The sequence below is a fragment of the Xanthobacter sp. SG618 genome, assembly GCF_012932745.1.
In the GTDB taxonomy this organism is placed as follows: Bacteria; Pseudomonadota; Alphaproteobacteria; order Rhizobiales; family Xanthobacteraceae; genus Xanthobacter; species Xanthobacter flavus.
Window position 1 is genome coordinate 137,272 of record NZ_JABBHL010000001.1, and the last position, 18,721, is coordinate 155,992.

16 protein-coding genes are annotated in these 18,721 nt (G+C 69.3%); 7 read left to right on the plus strand and 9 right to left on the minus strand.

Annotated elements, in window-relative coordinates:
• Nucleotides 1-37 precede the first annotated feature (37 nt).
• From moaC to FHT36_RS00705, 7 genes are all read right to left on the minus strand, one after another.
• A complete protein-coding gene (gene moaC, locus FHT36_RS00675) occupies nucleotides 38-526 on the minus strand; it encodes a cyclic pyranopterin monophosphate synthase MoaC (protein ID WP_169120177.1) in 489 nt (162 codons plus the stop codon).
• Nucleotides 527-645: 119 nt separating this feature from the next.
• Nucleotides 646-1,080, minus strand: coding sequence for a DUF2147 domain-containing protein (locus tag FHT36_RS00680; protein ID WP_169120180.1), 435 nt, complete (start codon nucleotides 1,078-1,080; stop codon nucleotides 646-648).
• A gap of 104 nt (nucleotides 1,081-1,184) precedes the next feature.
• Nucleotides 1,185-1,976: an indole-3-glycerol phosphate synthase TrpC gene (trpC, locus tag FHT36_RS00685; RefSeq protein ID WP_169120182.1), complete on the minus strand. Its 792-nt coding sequence runs from the start codon at nucleotides 1,974-1,976 to the stop codon at nucleotides 1,185-1,187.
• The gene (gene trpD, locus FHT36_RS00690; RefSeq protein WP_169120184.1) at nucleotides 1,973-3,007 is read right to left on the minus strand and encodes an anthranilate phosphoribosyltransferase; all 1,035 of its coding nucleotides are present in this window, start codon (nucleotides 3,005-3,007) and stop codon (nucleotides 1,973-1,975) included. The genes trpC and trpD overlap by 4 nt, the downstream gene beginning before the upstream one ends.
• A gap of 22 nt (nucleotides 3,008-3,029) precedes the next feature.
• On the minus strand, nucleotides 3,030-3,647 hold the full coding sequence (locus FHT36_RS00695; RefSeq protein WP_169120186.1) for an aminodeoxychorismate/anthranilate synthase component II: 618 nt from the start codon (nucleotides 3,645-3,647) through the stop codon (nucleotides 3,030-3,032).
• Between the two features lie 272 nt (nucleotides 3,648-3,919).
• Nucleotides 3,920-5,431, minus strand: coding sequence for an anthranilate synthase component I (gene trpE / locus FHT36_RS00700; protein ID WP_169120188.1), 1,512 nt, complete (start codon nucleotides 5,429-5,431; stop codon nucleotides 3,920-3,922).
• A 12-nt stretch (nucleotides 5,432-5,443) separates the two neighbouring features.
• Nucleotides 5,444-7,339, minus strand: a complete 1,896-nt coding sequence (locus FHT36_RS00705) for a peptidylprolyl isomerase (protein ID WP_169120190.1) — start codon at nucleotides 7,337-7,339, stop codon at nucleotides 5,444-5,446.
• A gap of 173 nt (nucleotides 7,340-7,512) precedes the next feature.
• Between FHT36_RS00705 and tpiA the strand changes: the two genes are divergently transcribed.
• From tpiA to FHT36_RS24780, 6 genes are all read left to right on the plus strand, one after another.
• Nucleotides 7,513-8,262, plus strand: a complete 750-nt coding sequence (gene tpiA / locus FHT36_RS00710; protein ID WP_169120192.1) for a triose-phosphate isomerase — start codon at nucleotides 7,513-7,515, stop codon at nucleotides 8,260-8,262.
• Between the two features lie 389 nt (nucleotides 8,263-8,651).
• Nucleotides 8,652-8,948: a succinate dehydrogenase assembly factor 2 gene (locus FHT36_RS00715; RefSeq protein WP_169120194.1), complete on the plus strand. Its 297-nt coding sequence runs from the start codon at nucleotides 8,652-8,654 to the stop codon at nucleotides 8,946-8,948.
• A 33-nt stretch (nucleotides 8,949-8,981) separates the two neighbouring features.
• Nucleotides 8,982-12,491 carry a transcription-repair coupling factor gene (gene mfd / locus FHT36_RS00720; protein ID WP_169120196.1) on the plus strand — a complete coding sequence of 1,170 codons (3,510 nt, stop codon included), beginning with the start codon at nucleotides 8,982-8,984 and terminating at the stop codon, nucleotides 12,489-12,491.
• A 93-nt stretch (nucleotides 12,492-12,584) separates the two neighbouring features.
• The gene (locus tag FHT36_RS00725; protein WP_169120198.1) at nucleotides 12,585-14,132 is read left to right on the plus strand and encodes an EAL domain-containing protein; all 1,548 of its coding nucleotides are present in this window, start codon (nucleotides 12,585-12,587) and stop codon (nucleotides 14,130-14,132) included.
• Nucleotides 14,133-14,190: 58 nt separating this feature from the next.
• Entirely contained in the window at nucleotides 14,191-15,123 is a 933-nt protein-coding gene (locus FHT36_RS00730) for a MoxR family ATPase (protein WP_169120200.1), read from the plus strand.
• On the plus strand, nucleotides 15,120-16,325 hold the full coding sequence (locus tag FHT36_RS24780) for a VWA domain-containing protein (RefSeq protein WP_169120202.1): 1,206 nt from the start codon (nucleotides 15,120-15,122) through the stop codon (nucleotides 16,323-16,325). Before FHT36_RS00730 ends, FHT36_RS24780 begins: the two co-directional genes overlap by 4 nt.
• On the opposite strand, the gene FHT36_RS00740 is transcribed toward FHT36_RS24780, so the two are convergent.
• Together FHT36_RS00740 and FHT36_RS00745 are read right to left on the minus strand one after the other, a co-directional pair.
• Complete coding sequence (locus tag FHT36_RS00740) at nucleotides 16,288-17,154, minus strand: DUF296 domain-containing protein (RefSeq protein WP_169120204.1); 867 nt, start codon at nucleotides 17,152-17,154, stop codon at nucleotides 16,288-16,290. The two genes, FHT36_RS24780 and FHT36_RS00740, sit on opposite strands and share 38 nt — an antisense overlap.
• Nucleotides 17,147-18,241 carry a lysine-2,3-aminomutase-like protein gene (locus FHT36_RS00745; RefSeq protein WP_169120206.1) on the minus strand — a complete coding sequence of 365 codons (1,095 nt, stop codon included), beginning with the start codon at nucleotides 18,239-18,241 and terminating at the stop codon, nucleotides 17,147-17,149. Before FHT36_RS00745 ends, FHT36_RS00740 begins: the two co-directional genes overlap by 8 nt.
• An 88-nt stretch (nucleotides 18,242-18,329) precedes the next feature.
• Here FHT36_RS00745 and FHT36_RS00750 point away from each other — a divergent pair, with 88 nt between their 5' ends.
• Nucleotides 18,330-18,653, plus strand: coding sequence for an XdhC family protein (locus FHT36_RS00750; RefSeq protein WP_169120208.1), 324 nt, complete (start codon nucleotides 18,330-18,332; stop codon nucleotides 18,651-18,653).
• Nucleotides 18,654-18,721: the final 68 nt, after the last annotated feature.

Genomic DNA, 18,721 nt, shown 5'->3' on the forward strand with positions numbered 1-18,721 from the left:
TGCATGATCGCAGGTCTGGTCATGGTGGCGGGCCGGCTCAGGCCGCGCCGGCGTCGGCGCGGAAATGGCCGCTGCGGCCGCCGGATTTCTCCAGGAGCCGGATGCCCTCGATCCGCATGCCGCGGTCCGCGGCCTTGGCCATGTCGTAGATGGTGAGGCAGGCGACGGAGACGGCGGTGAGCGCCTCCATCTCGACGCCGGTCTGGCCCGTCACCTTGGCGCGGGCGGTGACATGAAGGCCGGGCAGAGCGGGGTCTGGGGAAACCTCCACCTCCACCTTGGTCAGCATCAGCGGATGGCAGAGGGGGATCAGCTCATGGGTACGCTTGGCGGCCATGATGCCGGCGATGCGCGCCACCCCCAGCACGTCGCCCTTCTTGGCGTTGCCGGAGAGGATGAGATCCAGCGTCGCCTGCGCCATCGCCACCCGGCCCTCGGCCAGCGCCTCGCGGGTGGTCGCGTCCTTGTCGGATACGTCCACCATGCGGGCGGCGCCCTGTTCGTCGAGATGGGTGAGGCTGGCCATGGCCGTCGCGGTCTTCCCGGAATCGATGTGCGGTCAGGAAGATGGCGTCCGCGGCGGCGCCTGTCCACCGCGGCAGAGACATGGCGTCGGAAAGGCTGTGTTGCCGGCGTCGATGGCGCTCAGCGCAGGCGGGTCCACACCTGCGTCTTGCAGAGCGGAACCACCACGCAGCCGCGCAGCTTCAGCGTGTTGTCACCGTCCATGGTGATGGTGCCGGAATAGGTCTTGCCGTCCTCGGCATTGTAGATGCTGCCGCCGGTCCATTCCTGCGGCCCGCCGGAGAAGCCGGTGAGGATGGTGAGACCCTTCAGCGCCCGGCTACGCAGGCCGGCGTTGGAATTGTTCACGTCCTTCAGCGCCGGATCGGCCTTCAGCCCTTCCGAGGAGACGAGGCGGCCGCACAGGCCATTGCCGCACTTGGAGATTTCCACCTGCCCGCTGCGGGTGGGGGTCAGCCACAGGCCGGTCGGGTCGGCGGCGAAAGCGGGGGTCACCAGGGTCGAGGTGGCAAGAAGGCCGGCGGCGGCAAGCGCAGCGGTGAGCGTGGTTCTCATGAAGCTTTTCCTCCCGTGAGGCACCGGCGATGCAGCAGCCGGTGCTGCGGCCTCTTGTCGGGCCGCCTCACGTATTAAGGCGTAACTTCACGTATACGGCAAGTCTATGTGGCGAGGAGCTGGCACGTGGCGGAAGCGACATCTTCCTGCCGCATCAGGCTCTCGCCCACGAGGATGGTGCCGATGCCCACCTGGGCCAGCCGGGCCACGTCCTGCGGGGTGAAGATGCCGCTCTCGCCGATGACGATGCGGTCCTTCGGCACGCGGGGCGCGAGGCGCTCGGAGGTCTCCAGCGTGGTCTCGAAGGTGCGCAAATTGCGGTTGTTGATGCCAATGAGCCGGCAGGGCAGGGTCAGCGCGCGGTCCAGCTCGGCGTCATCGTGCACTTCCACGATGGCGTCCATGCCGTACGCTGCCGCCGCATCCGCGAGGTCGCGGGCGAGGGCGTCGTCCACCCCGGCCATGATGATGAGGATGCAGTCCGCCCCCCAGGCGCGGGCCTCCGCCACCTGATAGGTGTCGTACATGAAATCCTTGCGCAGCACGGGCAGGCTCACCGCCGTGCGGGCGGCCTTCAGATAATCAGGCGCGCCCTGGAAGGAGGGTGTGTCCGTGAGCACCGAGAGGCAGGTGGCGCCGCCGCGCTGATAGGCGCGGGCGAGCGACGGCGGATCGAAGTCCGCGCGGATCAGGCCCTTGGAGGGGCTCGCCTTCTTGATCTCGGCGATCAGCGCCGTGCGGCCTTCCGAGAGGCTGTGCTCGATGGCCCCGGCGAAGGGGCGCACGCGGGGCGCGCAGCGGGCGGCGGCCTCGATCTCCGCCAGCGGCCGGGCCTTCTTGGCGGCGGCGATTTCCTCGCGCTTGTAGGCCTCGATCTTAGTAAGAATGTCGCTCATTGCGCGGCCTCCGGGGCGAGTGAGGCGGAGAGGGTGACGAGGCGTTCGAGCCGCGCGCGGGCGGAGCCCGTGTCGAGGCTGGTCTGCGCCATGCCGACACCGGCCGAGAGGTCCTTCGCCCGTCCGGCCACCACGAGGGCCGCGGCGGCGTTCAGCACCGCCACGTCGCGATAGGCGCCGGGGGCGCCGTCCAGCACGGCGCGCAGGGCGGCGGCATTGTGGACGGCATCGCCCCCCTTCAGCGCCTCGGCCGGGGCGCGGGCGAGGCCCACATCCTCCGGATTGAGGGTGAAGGTGTGGATGCGGCCGTCATCCAGCACGGCGATGTCGGTGCCGCCGGAGATGGTGATCTCGTCGAGCCCGTCCGAGCCGTGGACCACGAACGCCTTCTCCGAGCCCAGCGCCTTCAGCACCTCGGCCAGCGGCACGATCCAGGATTTCGCGAACACGCCCACCATCTGCCGCTTCACGCCGGCCGGATTGGAGAGCGGGCCGAGCAGGTTGAAGATGGTGCGCGTGCCCATTTCCACCCGCGTCGGGCCCACATGCTTCATGGCCGGGTGGTGGGAGGGGGCGAACATGAAACCGATGCCGGCCTCGCCGATGCAGCGGGAGATGCCGGCCGGATCGAGATCCAGCCGCACGCCCAGCGCGGAGAGCACGTCCGCCGCGCCGGATTTCGAGGAGAGCGCCCGGTTGCCGTGCTTCGCCACCGGCACGCCCGCGCCGGCCACGATGAAGCTGGCGCAGGTGGAGATGTTGTAGGAGCCGGAGGCGTCGCCTCCCGTGCCCACCACGTCCACCGCCTCGTCCGGGGCTTCCACGGTGAGCATCTTGGAGCGCATGACGGAGACCGCGCCGGCGATCTCCTCCACCGTCTCGCCGCGCACGCGCAGGCCCATGAGCAGCGCGCCCATCTGGGAGGGCGTCGCCTCGCCGGACATCATGCGGTCGAACACGAAGGCGGCTTCCTCACGGCTGAGGCTTGCGCCGGTGGCCACCTTGCCGAGCAGGGGTTTGAACTGGTCCATGGTGTGTTCTCGGCCCCCGTCCTCAGTCCTTGGCCTTCTCAGCATTGAAGGCGGCGGCGATCTCGAGGAAGTTGCGGATCAGCGCGTGCCCGTTCTCCGAGGCGATGCTCTCGGGATGGAACTGCACGCCGTGAATGGGCAGGCTCTTGTGGGCAAGGCCCATGATGAGGCCGTCGGCGGTGTGGGCCGTCACCTCCAGCTCATCGGGCAGGGTGTCCCGCTCGACGATCAGCGAATGATAGCGCGTCGCCTGGAAGGAATGGTTGAGCCCGCGGAAGACGCTTTTGCCCTCGTGCAGGATCTCGCTCATCTTGCCGTGCATGGGGGAGGGCGCGCGCACCACGTCGCCGCCGAACACCTGCCCGATGGACTGGTGCCCGAGGCACACGCCGAAGATCGGCACCTTGTCCCCCGCCTTGGCGATGAGATCGAGGCAGATGCCCGCCTCGTTGGGCGTGCAGGGGCCGGGGGACAGCACGATGGCGTCCGGCTTCTCGGCCAGCACGTCCTCCACGCTCACAGTGTCGTTGCGGTGGACGGTGACGGTAGCGCCGAGCTCGCCCAGGTAATGGACGAGGTTGTAGGTGAAGCTGTCGTAATTATCGATCAGCGTGACCTTCGGGGACTGGGTGGCGGACATCTGGAACTCCGGCCCCGCGCCGCTTAAGCGGGAATGGCGGGTGTTAAGGCGATGGATGACGGGCGGTCAATGGTGATGGGCAGGGAGCTCGCGTAGCTCCCCTCTCCCCTTGCGGAAGAGGGGGCGGGGGGTGAGGGGGCGGCTCAGCCATCCCGGCCCTCGTGCAAGCGGCGCGAACCCCTCACCCCGGCCCTCTCCCGCAAGGGGAGAGGGAGTCAGGGCTGTTCCCGCTTCACCATCGCTCGCGACGTGTCATCCCCATCTCCATCCCCTCACTGCCCCTTCCCGGCGCGGGCGGCGAAGCGCACGGCTTCCTCGCCGGCGCGGAACAGGGCCTTGGCCTTGTTCACGCACTCCTGGTGCTCGCTCTCGGGCACCGAGTCGTAGACGATGCCGGCGCCGGCCTGGACGAACATGCGCCCGTCCTTCACCACCGCCGTGCGCAGCACGATGCAGGTATCCATCTCGCCATTGGCGCCGAAATAGCCGATGGCGCCGGCATAGATGCCGCGCTTGTCCTTCTCCAGCTCGTCGATGATCTCCATGGCCCGCACCTTGGGCGCGCCGGAGACCGTGCCGGCGGGAAAGCCGGCCGCCAGCGCGTCCACCGCGTCGAAGCGCCGGTCGATGGCGCCTTCCACGTTGGAGACGATGTGCATGACCTGGCTGTAGCGCTCGATGAAGAACGAGTCCGTCACCTTCACCGTGCCCACCCGCGAGACTCTGCCGGCGTCGTTGCGGCCGAGGTCGAGCAGCATCAAATGCTCGGCGCGCTCCTTGGGATCGGCGAGCAGTTCGGCCGCCAGCGCCTCGTCCTCGGCATGGGTGGCGCCGCGCTTGCGGGTGCCGGCGATGGGGCGGATCGTCACCTTCCCGTCCCGCACCCGCACCAGGATCTCCGGCGAGGAGCACACCACCGAGAAGCCGTCGAAGTTCAGGTAAACGAGGAACGGCGCCGGGTTCACCCGCCGCAATGCCCGGTAGAGGGCGAAGGGTGGCAAGGTGAACGGGCTCTCGAAGCGCTGGGACAGCACCACCTGGAAAATGTCGCCGGCGCGGATGTAATCCTTCGCCTTCTCCACCATGGCGCAGAATTCCTCCGCGCCGGTGTTGGAGGACTGCGAGACCTCGCCGTGGAACGGCTCCGGCGCGGGGTGGGCGATGGCGCGGTCGAGGTCCGCCACCACCTGGTCGAGGCGGATGATCGCCGCTTCCCACGCGGCGCGGGGCGAGACGCCCTCCTTCGCCCGCACGGGGGTGACTGCGGTCAGCTCATCCTTCACCGCATCGAACACCACCATCACGGTGGGGCGGATGAGCAGCGCCTCGGGCACGCCGATGGGATCGGGCTTGGCCGGGCCGAGCTTTTCCATCTGCCGGACCATGTCGTAGCCGAGATAGCCGAACACGCCGGCAGCCATGGGCGGGGCGCCCTCCGGCAGCTCGATGGCAGATTCGGCCAGAAGGGCGCGCAGCGCGGTCAGCGGCGGCTCGGCGCAGCGCACGAAGGCGCTCTTGTCGGCGTCCGGCGTCCGGTTGATCTCGGCGAGATCGCCGGAGGCGCGGAAGATGAGATCGGGCTTCATCCCGATCATGGAATAGCGCCCGCGCGCCTGCCCGCCCTCGACGGATTCGAGCAGGAAGGCGTTGGGCTGGTCGCCGGCGAGCTTGAGGAAGGCCGAAACCGGCGTTTCCAGATCGGCGACGAGGGTGGTCGAGACCACCTGCGCCTCGCCCCGCAGATAGCGCGAGGCGAAGAGGTCGAAGTCGGTGGGTGCGTTCACGGGCGCCGGCCTTCAGTTTGCCGGGTTGCTGCCGACCGCCTGGGCGAACAGGCGCTCGTTGATCTTCACGCCCAGCTCCTTCTGGATGGCCGCGAGATATTGCACCAGCACGTCGTTCTCCAGCTGGCGCGACAGCTCCTGCGTGACGCGGCTGGTGTCCGGCGGCATCTGCTGGGGAATCTCCACCTTCGTCACCTGGAACACGATGCGGTCCGGCTCGGGCGTGCCGAGGGCGATGCCGAAGCCGCCTTCCTTCACGTCGAACACGGATGTGACGCTCTCGGCGCTGAACGGGCCTTCGGCGCGGCCGCGGTGCAGGCCCTCGGCGATCTGGAGCGGAATGTCGGCCTCGGCGGAGACCTGGGCGAGGGGCGTGCCGGCCTTCGCCTTGTCCATCAGCTCCTTGGCCTTGGCTTCCACCGCCTTCTCGGTCTCCGCTTCTGTGTAGCGGGCGGTCACGGCGGCCTTGGCCTCCTCGAAGGTGCGGTCGCGGGCGGGGGTGATCGCGGCGGTCTCGTACCACACGAAGCCGCCGCCCTGGGGCAGTTGCACCGTGTCGGTCTCGACGCCCGGCTGGGCGGCGAAAGCGCCGGAGATCACGTCGGCCCCGCCGGGGACCTCGACGGAGGCCCCGGCGGGATCGCGGCCCGAGCGGTCCACGTCGAAGCTCGCGAGCTTGAGGCCCAGCTTCTGCGCGGTTTCCTGGAGGGTGGCGCCGGAGGCACGCTCGTCCTCCACCTTGTCGTGCATGTCGAGGATGATGCGCTTCGCCTTGTCCAGCTGCAGCTCGGCGACGATCTGCGGCTTCACAAGCTCGAACGGCTGGAAGGCGCCGGGCACGATCTTGGTGACGTGCACCAGCGCCGTGCCGAAGCGCCCTTCCACCGGGCCGCTGACTGCGCCGTCGGCCAGCGAGAAGGCGGCCTCGGCGATCTTCGGATCGAGGATGGCGGACTTGGCGACGAGGCCGAGGTCCGTGTCCTTGGCGGTCAGGCCGCGCGCGGCGGCGATGTCGGCGAAGGTCGCGCCGGCCTTGATCTTCTCCTCCGCGGCCGCGGCATCGGCGGCGCTGGTGAAGACGATCTGCTGCACCTCGCGGGTCTCCGGCTTGCCGAAGCGGGCGATGGTGCGGTCGTACTCGGCCTTGGCGTCCTCGTCGGTCACGGTGATTCCGGCGGAGAGGGCAGCGGGGGTCAGCGCGAGCACGCTGATCTTGCGGTATTCGGGGGCGCGGAAGGCCAGCTTGTGCGCATCGAAATAGGCGCGCAGCGCGTCCTCGGTCGGCGCGGGCAGGGTGCCGGCGGCGGCCGGGGTCACCCGGATGTAGGAGGCGGTGCGGGTCTCGCCCTCGAAGCGGTTCACCGCCTCGAGCAGCACCTGCGGCACGGAGACGCCGGCACCGAGCGACTGCAGGAGCTGGTCACGCACCTGCCGCTGCTTCTCGCTGGCGACGAAGCGCTGCTCCGTCAGGCCGTTGGCGCGCAGGATCTGCTGGAAATAGCCGGGGTCGAACGCCTTGGCGCCGGGGGCACGGAAATTGGGATTGTCGGCGATCTCGCGCGCGATCTGCGCATCGGAAATCGCGAGGGAGAGGCGGGCGGCCTCCGCATCCAGCGTCGCGTCGGCGATCATCTGGTTCAGCACCTGCCGGTCAAGCCCGAAGGCGCGCGCCTGCTCGGGCGTGATGGCGCGGCCGGCCTGTCGGCTGATGCGCTGGAGCTGGTCGAGATACTGCTGGCGGAAGACCTGCGCCGAAATCTCGGTGCCGCCGACGCTCGCGACAGCTGAGGCGCCCATGCCACGGAACACGTCGGCGATGCCCCAGACCACGAAGCTGAGGGTGAGCACGACGAGGAAAATCTTGGCGATCCAGCCGGAGGCGCCCTTGCGGAGTGTCTGAAGGACCATCGTTCATTCGTTCGAAGAGCGCCGGGGGCCCCGGCGCGGAAGCGGCGCATCATAGGGAGGGGCAGGGGGCCTCGCAACGGCGCATGGTCGCACCCCTTTCCAGCGGGCGCGCGGCTCTGGTAGGTGGGGCCCTACGAGAGCCTTGCTGCTGTTGCAAACCCGGAGGAACCGCCATGACGGCCGAGCGCCGCCCCCTGATCGCAGGCAACTGGAAGATGAACGGCCTGCGGGCGGCCAAGTCCGAGTTGCGGACCGTGGCGGCCGGCCTCGCCGGCCTTTCGGCGGAAACCATGATCTGCCCGCCCTTTACCCTCATCGGCGCCTTCGCCGCCGACGTCGCGGGTACCCAGCTTATGATCGGCGGACAGGACTGCCACCCGGCCGAGAGCGGCGCCCATACCGGCGACATCTCCGCCGAGATGCTGCGCGACGCCGGCGCGGTGGCGGTGATTCTCGGCCATTCCGAGCGCCGCATCGACCACCAGGAGGGCGATGCCATCGTCAAGGCCAAGGTGAAGGCGGCGTGGCGGGCCGGCCTGCTGCCGGTCGTCTGCGTGGGCGAGACGCTGGTGGAGCGCGATGCGGGAGAGGCGGCCGCCGTGGTGACGCGGCAGGTGCGCCAGTCGGTGCCGGACGGCGCGACGGCGGTGAACCTCGTTGTCGCGTACGAGCCCATCTGGGCCATCGGCACCGGCCGCACCCCCACCACCGACGACGTAGCGGAAGTGCATGGCGCCATCCGCCACATTCTCGGCGAGCGCTTCGGCGCCGAGGCGAATGGCATCCGCATCCTCTATGGCGGCTCGGTGAAGCCGGACAACGCCGCGACCCTGCTCGCCACCGCCAACGTGGACGGCGCGCTGGTGGGCGGCGCCAGCCTCAAGGCCGCGGATTTCCTCGCCATCGCCCGGGCGGTGGGCTGATTTCCCCTCTCCCCTGCGCGGGAGAGGGTGGATCGCGGCGCAGCCGCGAGACGGGTGAGGGGGGTATCGCCGCCAATGCGCGCAACGGGGAGGAAGAGTTTTCCCGTCGGCCCACTGGCGGTGGCCCGGCAATCCCGCCCCGTCCGGCATCCTTCACCCCTCACCCCAGCCCTCTCCCGCAAGGGGAGAGGGAGTTCGGCCGGTGTCGCCCCGTGGGCGGTTCCGCCCCTCTCCCTTCGCGGGAGGGGGCGCCTGTCGGGACCGGCGCATCAAGCCGCCACCCGCCGCCATTGCGCGTCCCCACTGGCCAAAGCGGGGGACAAGCCCCTATATGCCGGTGTCGGACGGGCCTCTGGGCCCGGCCGTCGCCTTGCTTTGGAGGTCCGTTCATGTCCGGCATCATCAGGTCCAGCGACGGCCTCGACGAGCGGCGTCGCCGCATCCTGTTCCGGGCGCGCCATCGCGGGATGCGCGAGATGGACCTCATTCTCGGCGGCTTCGCCGATGCCGAGATCGCCGCGCTCTCGGACGCGGAACTCGCCGATTTCGAGGAGTTGCTGGAGCCCGAGGACCAGAAGGTCTTCTCCTGGGTCAGCGGCACCGAAGCGATCCCGCCGGAATTCGACACCGAGCTGTTCCGCAAGATCTGCGCCTTCCATTTCTCGGGCCGCGGCCTGCCGGGCTGATCTCCCCGCCCGCGTCCTTCCGGAGTTCGTGTCTTGAAGCGTCCCCTGCCCATCGCCGACGTGCTGGCCGAAGGCCGGCCGCTGACCCTCTCGCGCGTCGCCGACGGCATGGAGGGCATGGTGGTCGCGGACCTCGCGCGCTCCATCGCGGCGGGCAAGAACGCCCCCTGGCCCAGGCTGACGGTGGTCTGCCGCGACGGCCAGCGCATGGCGGCGCTTGAACGCGGCCTCGCCTTCTTCGCCCCCGAGCTGGAGGTCATCTCCTTCCCCTCGTGGGACTGCCTGCCCTATGACCGGGCCTCGCCGAATGCGTCCATCGTGGCGCGGCGCATGGCGGCGCTGGCGAAGCTCGCCCGCATCAAGGGCGGGGCGGCGAGCGTGCTCATCACCACCGTCAACGCCACGGTGCAGCGCGTGCCGGCCAAGGGGCTGGTGGCGTCGCAGTCCCTGGTGGCGGCGCCGGGCAATGCCATTGCGCTGGATGGCGTGACTGAATGGGCCGAGCAGAACGGCTTCCTGCGCACCCCCACCGTGCGCGACACCGGCGAATATGCCGTGCGCGGCGGCCTCATCGACCTGTTCCCGCCCGGTCTCGACGCGCCCATCCGGCTCGATTTCTTCGGCGATACGCTGGAGAGCATCCGCGCCTTCGACCCCGAGACCCAGCGCACCACGTCCCAGCTGCGCGCGCTGGAACTGGTGCCCATGGCCGAGTTCCAGCTGACCACCGACACCATGCGCCGCTTCCGCATGGCCTACGTCGCCCAGTTCGGCGCCGCCCAGAAAGGCGACACCCTCTATGAGGCCGTGAGCGAGGGCCGCCGCCACGCCGGCATGGAGCATTGGCTGCCGCTCTTCCATGAGCGCATGGACACGCTGTTCGACTATCTGGAAGGCGGAACCCTGCTACTCGATCCGCTGGCCGAGGAAGCGGGCGGCGAGCGCATCGCTCAGATCGCCGATTATTACGACGCCCGCCGGCAGGCGCAGGACCTGCACGGCGGACCGATCTACAATCCGCTGCCGCCGGACCGGCTCTATCTTCAGGGACCGGAATGGTCGAAGTGCCTCGCCGGCATGCGCCTTGCCCGGCTCTCGCCCTTCGCCGTGCCGGAAGGCGGGGCAGGGAAGGTCATCGATCTCGGCGGCGTGCAGGGCCGCTCCTTCGCGGCCGAGCGGGCGGACCAGGACGCCAACGTCTTCGACGCCGCCATCGCCCATGTGCGGGACCTGCAGAAGTCCAAGAAGGTCATCCTCGCCGGCTGGTCCGAAGGCTCGCGCGAGCGGCTCGGCACCGTGCTCGCCGACCATGGCCTGAAGGGCTGCGCCGCCATCTCCCGCTTCGACAGCCTCGCGGCCTTGCCGAGGAACCAGGCGGCGCTCGCCGTGTTCGGCGTGGAAGCGGGCTTTGAGACGCCGGATTTCGCCGTCATCGGCGAGCAGGACATCCTCGGCGACCGCCTCGTGCGCCCCAAGCGCAAGGCGCGCCGCCCGCAGGACGTGCTCACCGAGCTGACCGCGCTGACCGCCGGTGACCTCGTGGTGCATGTGGACCATGGCATCGGCCGCTTCATCGGCCTTAAGACCGTGGAGGCCATGGGTGCCCCCCACGACTGCCTGGAACTGCATTATGCCGGCGGCGACAAGCTGTTCCTGCCGGTGGAGAATCTCGAACTCCTGAGCCGCTACGGCTCGGAGGATACGGAAGCGCAGCTCGACAAGCTGGGCGGCGGCGCCTGGCAGCAGCGCAAGGCGCGGATGAAGAAGCGCATCCGCGAGATGGCGTCCGAACTCATCAAGATCGCCGCCCAGCGCCAGCTCGGCGAGGCGCCCAAGCTGGTGCCGGCCATGGGCCTCTATGACGAGTTCCGCGCCCGCTTCCCCTATGAGGAGACGGACGACCAGGAAGCCGCCATCGACTCGGTGCTGGACGACCTCGCCTCCGGCCACCCCATGGACCGCCTGATCTGCGGCGACGTGGGCTTCGGCAAGACCGAGGTGGCCCTGCGCGCCGCCTTCGCGGTGGCGCTCTCCGGCAAGCAGGTGGCGGTGGTGGTGCCCACCACGCTCCTCGCCCGCCAGCACTTCAAGACCTTCTCCGACCGCTTCCACGGCCTGCCCGTGAACGTGGCGCAGGCCTCGCGCATGGTCACGGGCAAGGACCTGACCGCCGTGAAGAAGGGGATTTCCGACGGTACGGTGGACATCGTCGTCGGCACCCACGCGCTGCTGGGCAAGGCCATCAGCTTCAAGGATCTCGGCCTCGTCATCGTGGACGAGGAGCAGCATTTCGGCGTCTCCCACAAGGAGCGGCTGAAGCAGCTGCGCGCCGAGGTGCATGTGCTGACCCTCACCGCCACCCCCATCCCGCGCACCCTGCAGCTGGCCATGACCGGTGTGCGGGAACTCTCCATCATCGCGACGCCCCCGGTGGACCGCCTCGCGGTGCGCACCTTCATCACGCCGTTCGATCCGCTGGTGGTGCGCGAGGCGCTGCTGCGCGAGCGCTATCGCGGTGGCCAGAGCTTCTATGTGGTGCCGCGCATCGAGGACCTTGGCGAGGTGCGCGAATTCCTCGCCGCCTCCGTGCCCGAGGTGAAGGTGGCGGTGGCCCACGGCCAGCTCGCCGCCGGCGCGCTCGAAGACATCATGACCGCCTTCTACGATGGGCAGTACGACGTGCTGCTCTCCACGACCATCGTGGAATCGGGCCTCGACGTGCCCAACGCCAACACATTGATCGTGCACCGGGCGGACATGTTCGGCCTCGCCCAGCTCTACCAGCTGCGCGGCCGCGTGGGCCGGGCCAAGGCGCGCGCCTATGCCATCTTCACCGTGCCCGCCACCAAGCCCGTGACGGTGCAGGCGGAACGCCGGCTGAAGGTGTTGCAATCGCTGGAGACGCTCGGCGCCGGCTTCCAGCTGGCGAGCCACGACCTCGACATCCGCGGCGCCGGCAACCTGCTGGGCGACGAGCAGTCCGGCCACATCAAGGAAGTGGGCTACGAACTGTACCAGGAGATGCTCCAGGAGGCGATCGCCCACATCAAGGCCGGCATCACCGACTATGTGGACGACAAGTGGTCGCCCAACATCACCATCGGCATGCCGGTGCTGATCCCCGAGGACTATGTGGCCGACCTGCACGTCCGCCTCGCCCTCTACCGCCGCCTCGCCGACATCCAGGACGACGCCGAGATCGACTCCTTCGGCGCCGAGCTGGTGGACCGCTTCGGCCCGACGCCCGAAGAGGTGGGCCAGCTCCTGAAGCTCACACAGATCAAGGCCCTCGCGCGCAAGGCCAATGTGGAGAAGGTGGATGCCGGCCCCAAGGGCGTGGTGCTCACCTTCCGCAACAACGAGTTCTCCGACCCCTCCGGCCTCGTGAAGCTCATCGCCAACGAGGGCTCGCAGGCCAAGGTGCGGCCGGACTTCAAGGTCGTCTTCCTGCGCGACTGGCCGAACGCCGAGCATCGGCTGAAGGGCACGCTCACCGTGCTGAAGAAGTTGGCCGACCTTTCCGCCCGGAAAGGAATGGCGTAGCTTTAGGTGTTCTGGTACATCCTGGAACTGTCACAACGTGGCGTTGGGTTGGAGAAACAAGTTCCGCTGGGGTGGTGGTGCGGGATGGGGGAAGTGCTGTCGTGGCGTCGGCGCCTCTGGCCGAAACATCTCGAGATGATGGTGCCCATCGTCTTCGTCGGGACCGTCATTCTCGTCGCCGCCGTCTATCTCATGCTCGATTTCCAGAGGATGAGATCGGGTGTCGTCCAGCGCTACCACACGCAGGCTCTCAGCCTCGCCCAATGGACCGACCGCAATCTCGACCGCCTTTCCGGACTGGTGCGTGATGTCGCCGGCCGCTCCAACGACCTGTGCAGCCCCGAAGGCGTGCGGGGCCTGAGGCAGCAACTGGGCACCGCTCCCCTCTTGAATGTCGAATTCCAGGGACGGCAGGACGACGCCTGCACGTTGCGGCCGGCAGTTTCCCTGGACGACTTGTGCGCGGGAATAGCCGATCGCGATCCGGTGCAGATACCGCTGGATCTGGGTGACGGCCGAAGGGTGCTGCTCGATCTCAACGGCGCGTGCCTCCTCGAAGCCGTGGTACCGCCGGGGGCGGAAGAGGGCGTCCGCCATCGCCTGATGCCCGTCCAGCTGGGGCGGGCCGGGCCGATGCCGGGGGAGAACACGGGCGATGGGGCCGACGCTGGCGTCTGGTTCATGTTCACCGCGCCGGTGCAGCTCACCGCGGCATCGCACAAGTGGCCGGTGGTGGTCGTCATCAGCGTGCCGGAATCCAGCCTCGTCCACCAATGGCTCGCCACGGTGCCGGTGCAGCTCAGCCTGATCTCGGGACTGGGGCTCGCTTTGTGGTTCGGGCCCATGTCTCTGGTGCGCCGGCGCCTTTCGGTGGAAGGACAGGTGCGCAATGCGCTCAGGCGGGGGGACTTCTTCCTCGCCTACCTGCCTTTGGTGGACGTGGCATCGCGCAACTGGGTGGGGGCCGAGGCGCTGCTCCGCTGGCGGCACGCCCGCCACGGGGTGCTGATGCCGAACGCCTTCATTCCCTGGATCGAGACCAGCCCCCTCATCCATGACACCACGCGGTGGGTGCTGCTGCAGGCAGCGCGCGATCTCTCCCATATGTCGCAGAAGGTGCCCGATTTCTCGCTCGCGGTGAACGTGCCGCCCGTCCAGTTCAGCGACACGCGCCTCGTGCAGATGGCGGACGAAGCCTTCGGCACGCGGCCTTTGGCGCTCTGCCAGGTGGTGTTCGAGCTGACCGAGCGCCAAGCGCTCGACTATGACGCGCCGGCCCTCGGCGAGGTGCTGCGCGACCTGCGCCGTCGCGGTGCGCAGATCGCCGTCGATGATTTCGGTGTCGGTTTCTCCAACCTCGCTTTGCTCGGCATGATCGAGGTCGATTTCGTCAAGATCGACCGCTCCTTCCTGCGCGAGGAGGCGTGGACCGAACCGCACATGCTGGAAGCCATGGTGCCGCTGCTGCGCGACCTCGGCGTCCTCATCATCGCGGAAGGCATCGAGACCGAGCGGCAGCTTGAACGCATCCGCAGTTGCGGCATCCGCTTCGCGCAGGGCTTCTTGTTCTCCCGCCCGATCGAGCTTGAGGCGCTGCTCGACGGGCTGCCTGCGCTGCCTGCACCAGCCCATCCGGCCTGACCGGCGGCGGGGCGTTCCCGCGCTTGGCCAGCTTCATCCCGCGTGCTCTACTCCGCCCATGACCGCCGACGCGATACGGGGCGCCTTGCCCGGCACCATCGATGACACCGGCCGGCTGCTGGCCGGGCAGGGCTATGTGGCCGATCGCGCGCTCTCCACCGTCGTCTTCCTCGCGCTGCGCATGGGCCGCCCGCTGCTCCTGGAGGGCGAGGCCGGCGTCGGCAAGACCGAGGTGGCGAAGACGCTGGCGGCGGCCCTCGGGCGAAGGCTCATCCGCCTGCAATGCTATGAGGGGCTGGACCTTTCGGCGGCCGTTTACGAGTGGAACCACGCCGCCCAGATGATCGCCATCCGCCTCGCGGAAGCCGCCGGCGAGAGCGACAAGGGGGCCATCGCCGCCGACATCTTCTCCGACCGCTACCTGCTGCGTCGCCCATTGCTGGAAGCGCTGGAGCCTCACGCGGAAGGCCCGCCTGTTCTGCTGGTGGACGAGCTGGACCGCACCGACGAGGCGTTCGAGGCCTTCCTGCTGGAAGTGCTCTCCGACCATCAGGTGACGATCCCGGAGCTGGGCACGGTGAAGGCTGCTGCGCCGCCCATCGTGATCCTCACCTCCAACCGCACGCGCGAGATCCACGACGCCCTGAAGCGCCGCTGCCTCTATCACTGGGTGGATTATCCCGACGCCGCCCGCGAGATGGAGATATTGCGCGCGCGCCTGCCCGATGCGCCCGCGCGGCTCTCGGCCGAGGTGGTGGCCTTCGTTCAGGCGCTGCGCAAGGAAGACCTGTTCAAGGTGCCCGGCGTCGCCGAGATGCTGGACTGGGCCTCCGCGCTGGTGGAGCTGAACGCGGTTTCGCTCGATCCCGGCCTCGTCGGCGACACGCTGGGCGTGCTGCTCAAGTATCAGGACGACATCGCCCGCACCGACGCGCCCCGCATCGAGCGCCTCATCGAGGAGGCGCGGCAGGCCTCGCGCGCGGCGGAGTGACCACCGCGACCGCCGCCGAAGACGGGCGTCTTGCCGAGAACATCGCCTGGTTCGGCCGCGCCCTGCGGGCCGCCGGCCTCAAGGTGGGGCCGGGCCGCATCCTCGATGCGGTGGCGGCGGTGGAGATGGCGGGCGTCGGCGCGCGTGAGGATTTCTACTGGACCCTCCACGCCCTCTTCGTCTCGCGTCACGAGGACAGCGTGGTGTTCGATCAGGCCTTCCGCCTGTTCTGGCGCCGCCGGGCGCATCAGGAGCGGCTCATCGCCATGCTCTCGCCGGTGGCCGTGCCGCAGCGCGAGCAAAAGCGAGAGAGCGTGCTCCGGCGGGTGGAGGAGGCGCTGTTCGCCGGCGTGGGCACCGAGCGGCAGGTGGAAAAGCCGCGTGTGGAGGTGGAAGCACGCCTCTCCGCCTCCGTCGAGGACGTGCTGCGCACCAAGGATTTCGCCCAGATGTCGGCTGCCGAGCTTGCCGAGGCCCGCCGCCGCATCGCCCATTTGCGGATGCCGGACGACCGCGCCCGCACCCGCCGGCTCGTTTCTGACCCGAAGGGCCGCCGGCTCGATCTGCGCGCCTCGCTGCGGGCGGCGGTGGCGACCGGCGGCGATCTCGTGCTGCTGAAGCGGCGCGGCCCCAAGGAGAAGTCGCCGCCGGTGGTGGCGCTGGTGGATATCTCCGGCTCCATGGCCGACTATTCCCGGCCCATCCTGTCCTTCCTCCACGCGCTCGGGGGGCGGCGAAAGGTGTCTGTCTTCCTGTTCGGAACGCGCCTCACCAATGTCACCCGGCAGCTGGCGCGGCGCGATCCCGATGCGGCGCTGGCCGCCGTCTCCGCCTCGGCGCGCGACTGGGCGGGGGGCACCCGCATCGCCGCCTCGCTGCGCGCCTTCAATGTGGAGTGGTCGCGGCGGGTGACGGCGCAGAACCCGGTCGTCCTGCTTTTCACCGATGGGCTGGAGCGGGAGGTGGATGAGACGCTGGCGGGCGAGATGGCGCGCCTCAAGCGCTCCTGCCGCCGCCTTGTCTGGCTCAATCCGCTGTTGCGCTACGAGGGGTTCGAGCCGAAAGCGCAGGGCGTCGCCGCCATGCTGCCGCAGGTGGACGAGATGCGCCCCGTCCACGACCTGAAAAGCCTCGAAAGACTGGTGTCCGCCTTGTCCGGCCCGCTCAGCCGGCGGTCTCTTCCACCGCCAGCTCGAAGGTGATGAGCACCGGGTTTTCCCCGCGCACCAGTCGCCCTTCGGCGAGCACGCCGGAGAGGCCGACAAGGGAGAGGCAGATGTCGGAGACGAGTGTGCCCTCGGCATCCGGCATCACCACGCCCGACGTCACGAACACCTCGGTGGCGTAGTCCTCCACCTCCGGCGCATCGGAAAAGCGCGCGCCGATGATGCTGCCCACCCCGCCGCGCAGCCGCCCGCCCTTGAAGCCGTGGCGGCGGCAGATCTCCTCCACGGCGCCGAACAGCTCGGTGTTGGGCCGCACCCGCGCGAAGGCGATGCGCGGGCCGTCGGCCGGGGCGTTCACTGCATGGGGCGTGAAGAGGGGAAAGTTCGTCTCGGGGTCGAAATCGGCGGTGGTCTCCACCTCGGCGGCGCCATAGGCGCGGGCGCGGATGGGCTCGGCCACGACCGCCTCATGGGGCATCACATGGCCGCCGTGGCGGGTGCCGTCCGGCTCGATCCAGAAGGCATGGCAGTGGATGAAGGGCGAACCCTCCTTCCGGCCGAAAGTGACGTTGCCGCGCTCCAGCTTCGTCACGCCTTCCGGAGAGAAGGCGCGGCTGTACCATGCGGCGTGGGTGTCGTCGGGCGAGGCGGCGGGCATCACATAGGTGAAGGGGCCGAACGCGCCGCCGGAAATCTCCACCTGCGCAGCGCCCATGCCGGCGTCCAGCAGCGGGCCGCAGATGGCGGCGTTGATGGTGAGGCCGGGCTGAAGGGTGAAGTCCAGCACCTTCAGCGCGCCCACCGCGCTCTCTATGCGCTCGGCGGCGACCGGCCCCGGCTGGGTGATGCGGCGAAGCTCAGCCATTCGTTCCCTCATCGGCATAGGCGTGCAGGCCGCCGCAATTGTCGCTCACCTGATAGCCGCCCTCGGCCACGGCCAGATGGCCCGGCGTGAGCGGCACTTTCCCGGCCCCGCCGGGGATATCGAGCACATAGGTTGGCTGGGCAATGCCCGAGAGGCGCCCGCGCAGCGCCCGCACGATTGCCTGCCCCTCGGCGATGGGCAGGCGGAAATGGCCGGTGCCGGGGGCGAGGTCGGGATGGTGCAGGTAATAGGGCTTCACCCGGCATTCCACGAGGGCGCGGAACAGCTCGGCCAGCGTGCCGGCGTCGTCATTCACCCCCCGCAGCAGCACCGTCTGCGACAAGAGGGGAATGCCGGCATCCGCCAGCCGCGCCAGCGCGGCGCGGGCGGCGGGCGTCAATTCCCGCGCATGGTTCACATGCACCGCCACATAGGGCGTGATTCCCGGCGCCTTGAGCGCGGCGACGAAGGCCGGCGTCACCCGTTCCGGCGCCGCGATAGGCACGCGGGTGTGATGGCGCACGATCTTCAAATGGGGGATGGCCGCGAGCCGCCCCACCACCTCGCCCATGCGCCGGGCCGAGAGCATGAAGGGATCGCCGCCGGTGAGGATGACTTCCCAGATTTCCGGATGTTCGGCGAAATAGGCGAACGCCCGCTCCAGCGCATCATCCGACAGGAGGGAGGCCGCGCCCGGCCCCACCATCTCCCGGCGGAAGCAGAAGCGGCAATAGACGGCGCAGACACCGACGATCTTGAGAAGCGCCCGGTCGGGATAGCGATGCACCACGCCCGGCACGGGGCTGTGGGCGTCATCCCCGATGGGGTCGGCCAGTTCCTCGGGGCGCACCTTCAGCTCGGCGGCATCGGGCACGAACTGGCGGGCGATGGGGTCGGCGGCGTCCGTCGTGTTGATGGCGGCGGCCAGCGTGGGCGTCACCGCCAAAGCATACTGCGCGGCCACGGCCTCCAGCGCCGCGCGGTTTTGCGGCGTGGCAAGGCCAGCGCCGATGAGGTCGGCGGCGGTGCGCAGCGTCCCTTGATCGCGGGCGGCCAAGGACACAAGTTTGTTGAGAGGGTTCGGCATCGGCTGGCGGACAGCTATATGGGAAGCCTGCCATGATGCCAAATCTGCTTGCCAGATCCGCCTTGCCACATCGACACGGGAGCCGCCCATGGACGTGACCGACAGCGACGTTCTTGCCGCCGCCGAGCGCTGGCGGCGCGAGGGGCGGGGGGTGGCCATCGCCACCGTGCTCGAAACGTGGGGTTCGGCGCCGCGCCCGGTGGGCAGCCGTCTCGTCATCGATGCGGACGGCAATTTCCTCGGCTCGGTCTCCGGCGGCTGCGTGGAAGGCGCGGTGGTGAGCGAGGCGGCGGAGGTGATCGCGGCCGGCGCGCCGCGCACGCTGGAGTTCGGCGTCGCCGACGAGACCGCCTGGAAGGTGGGCCTCTCCTGCGGCGGTAAGATCGCCGTCTATGTGGAGCCGGTGGACTGAGCACGCCGGGCGGTGACGCAGGCCGCTAAGCGTTATATTCAATGGGGAAGATGATCCGGATGCTCCCT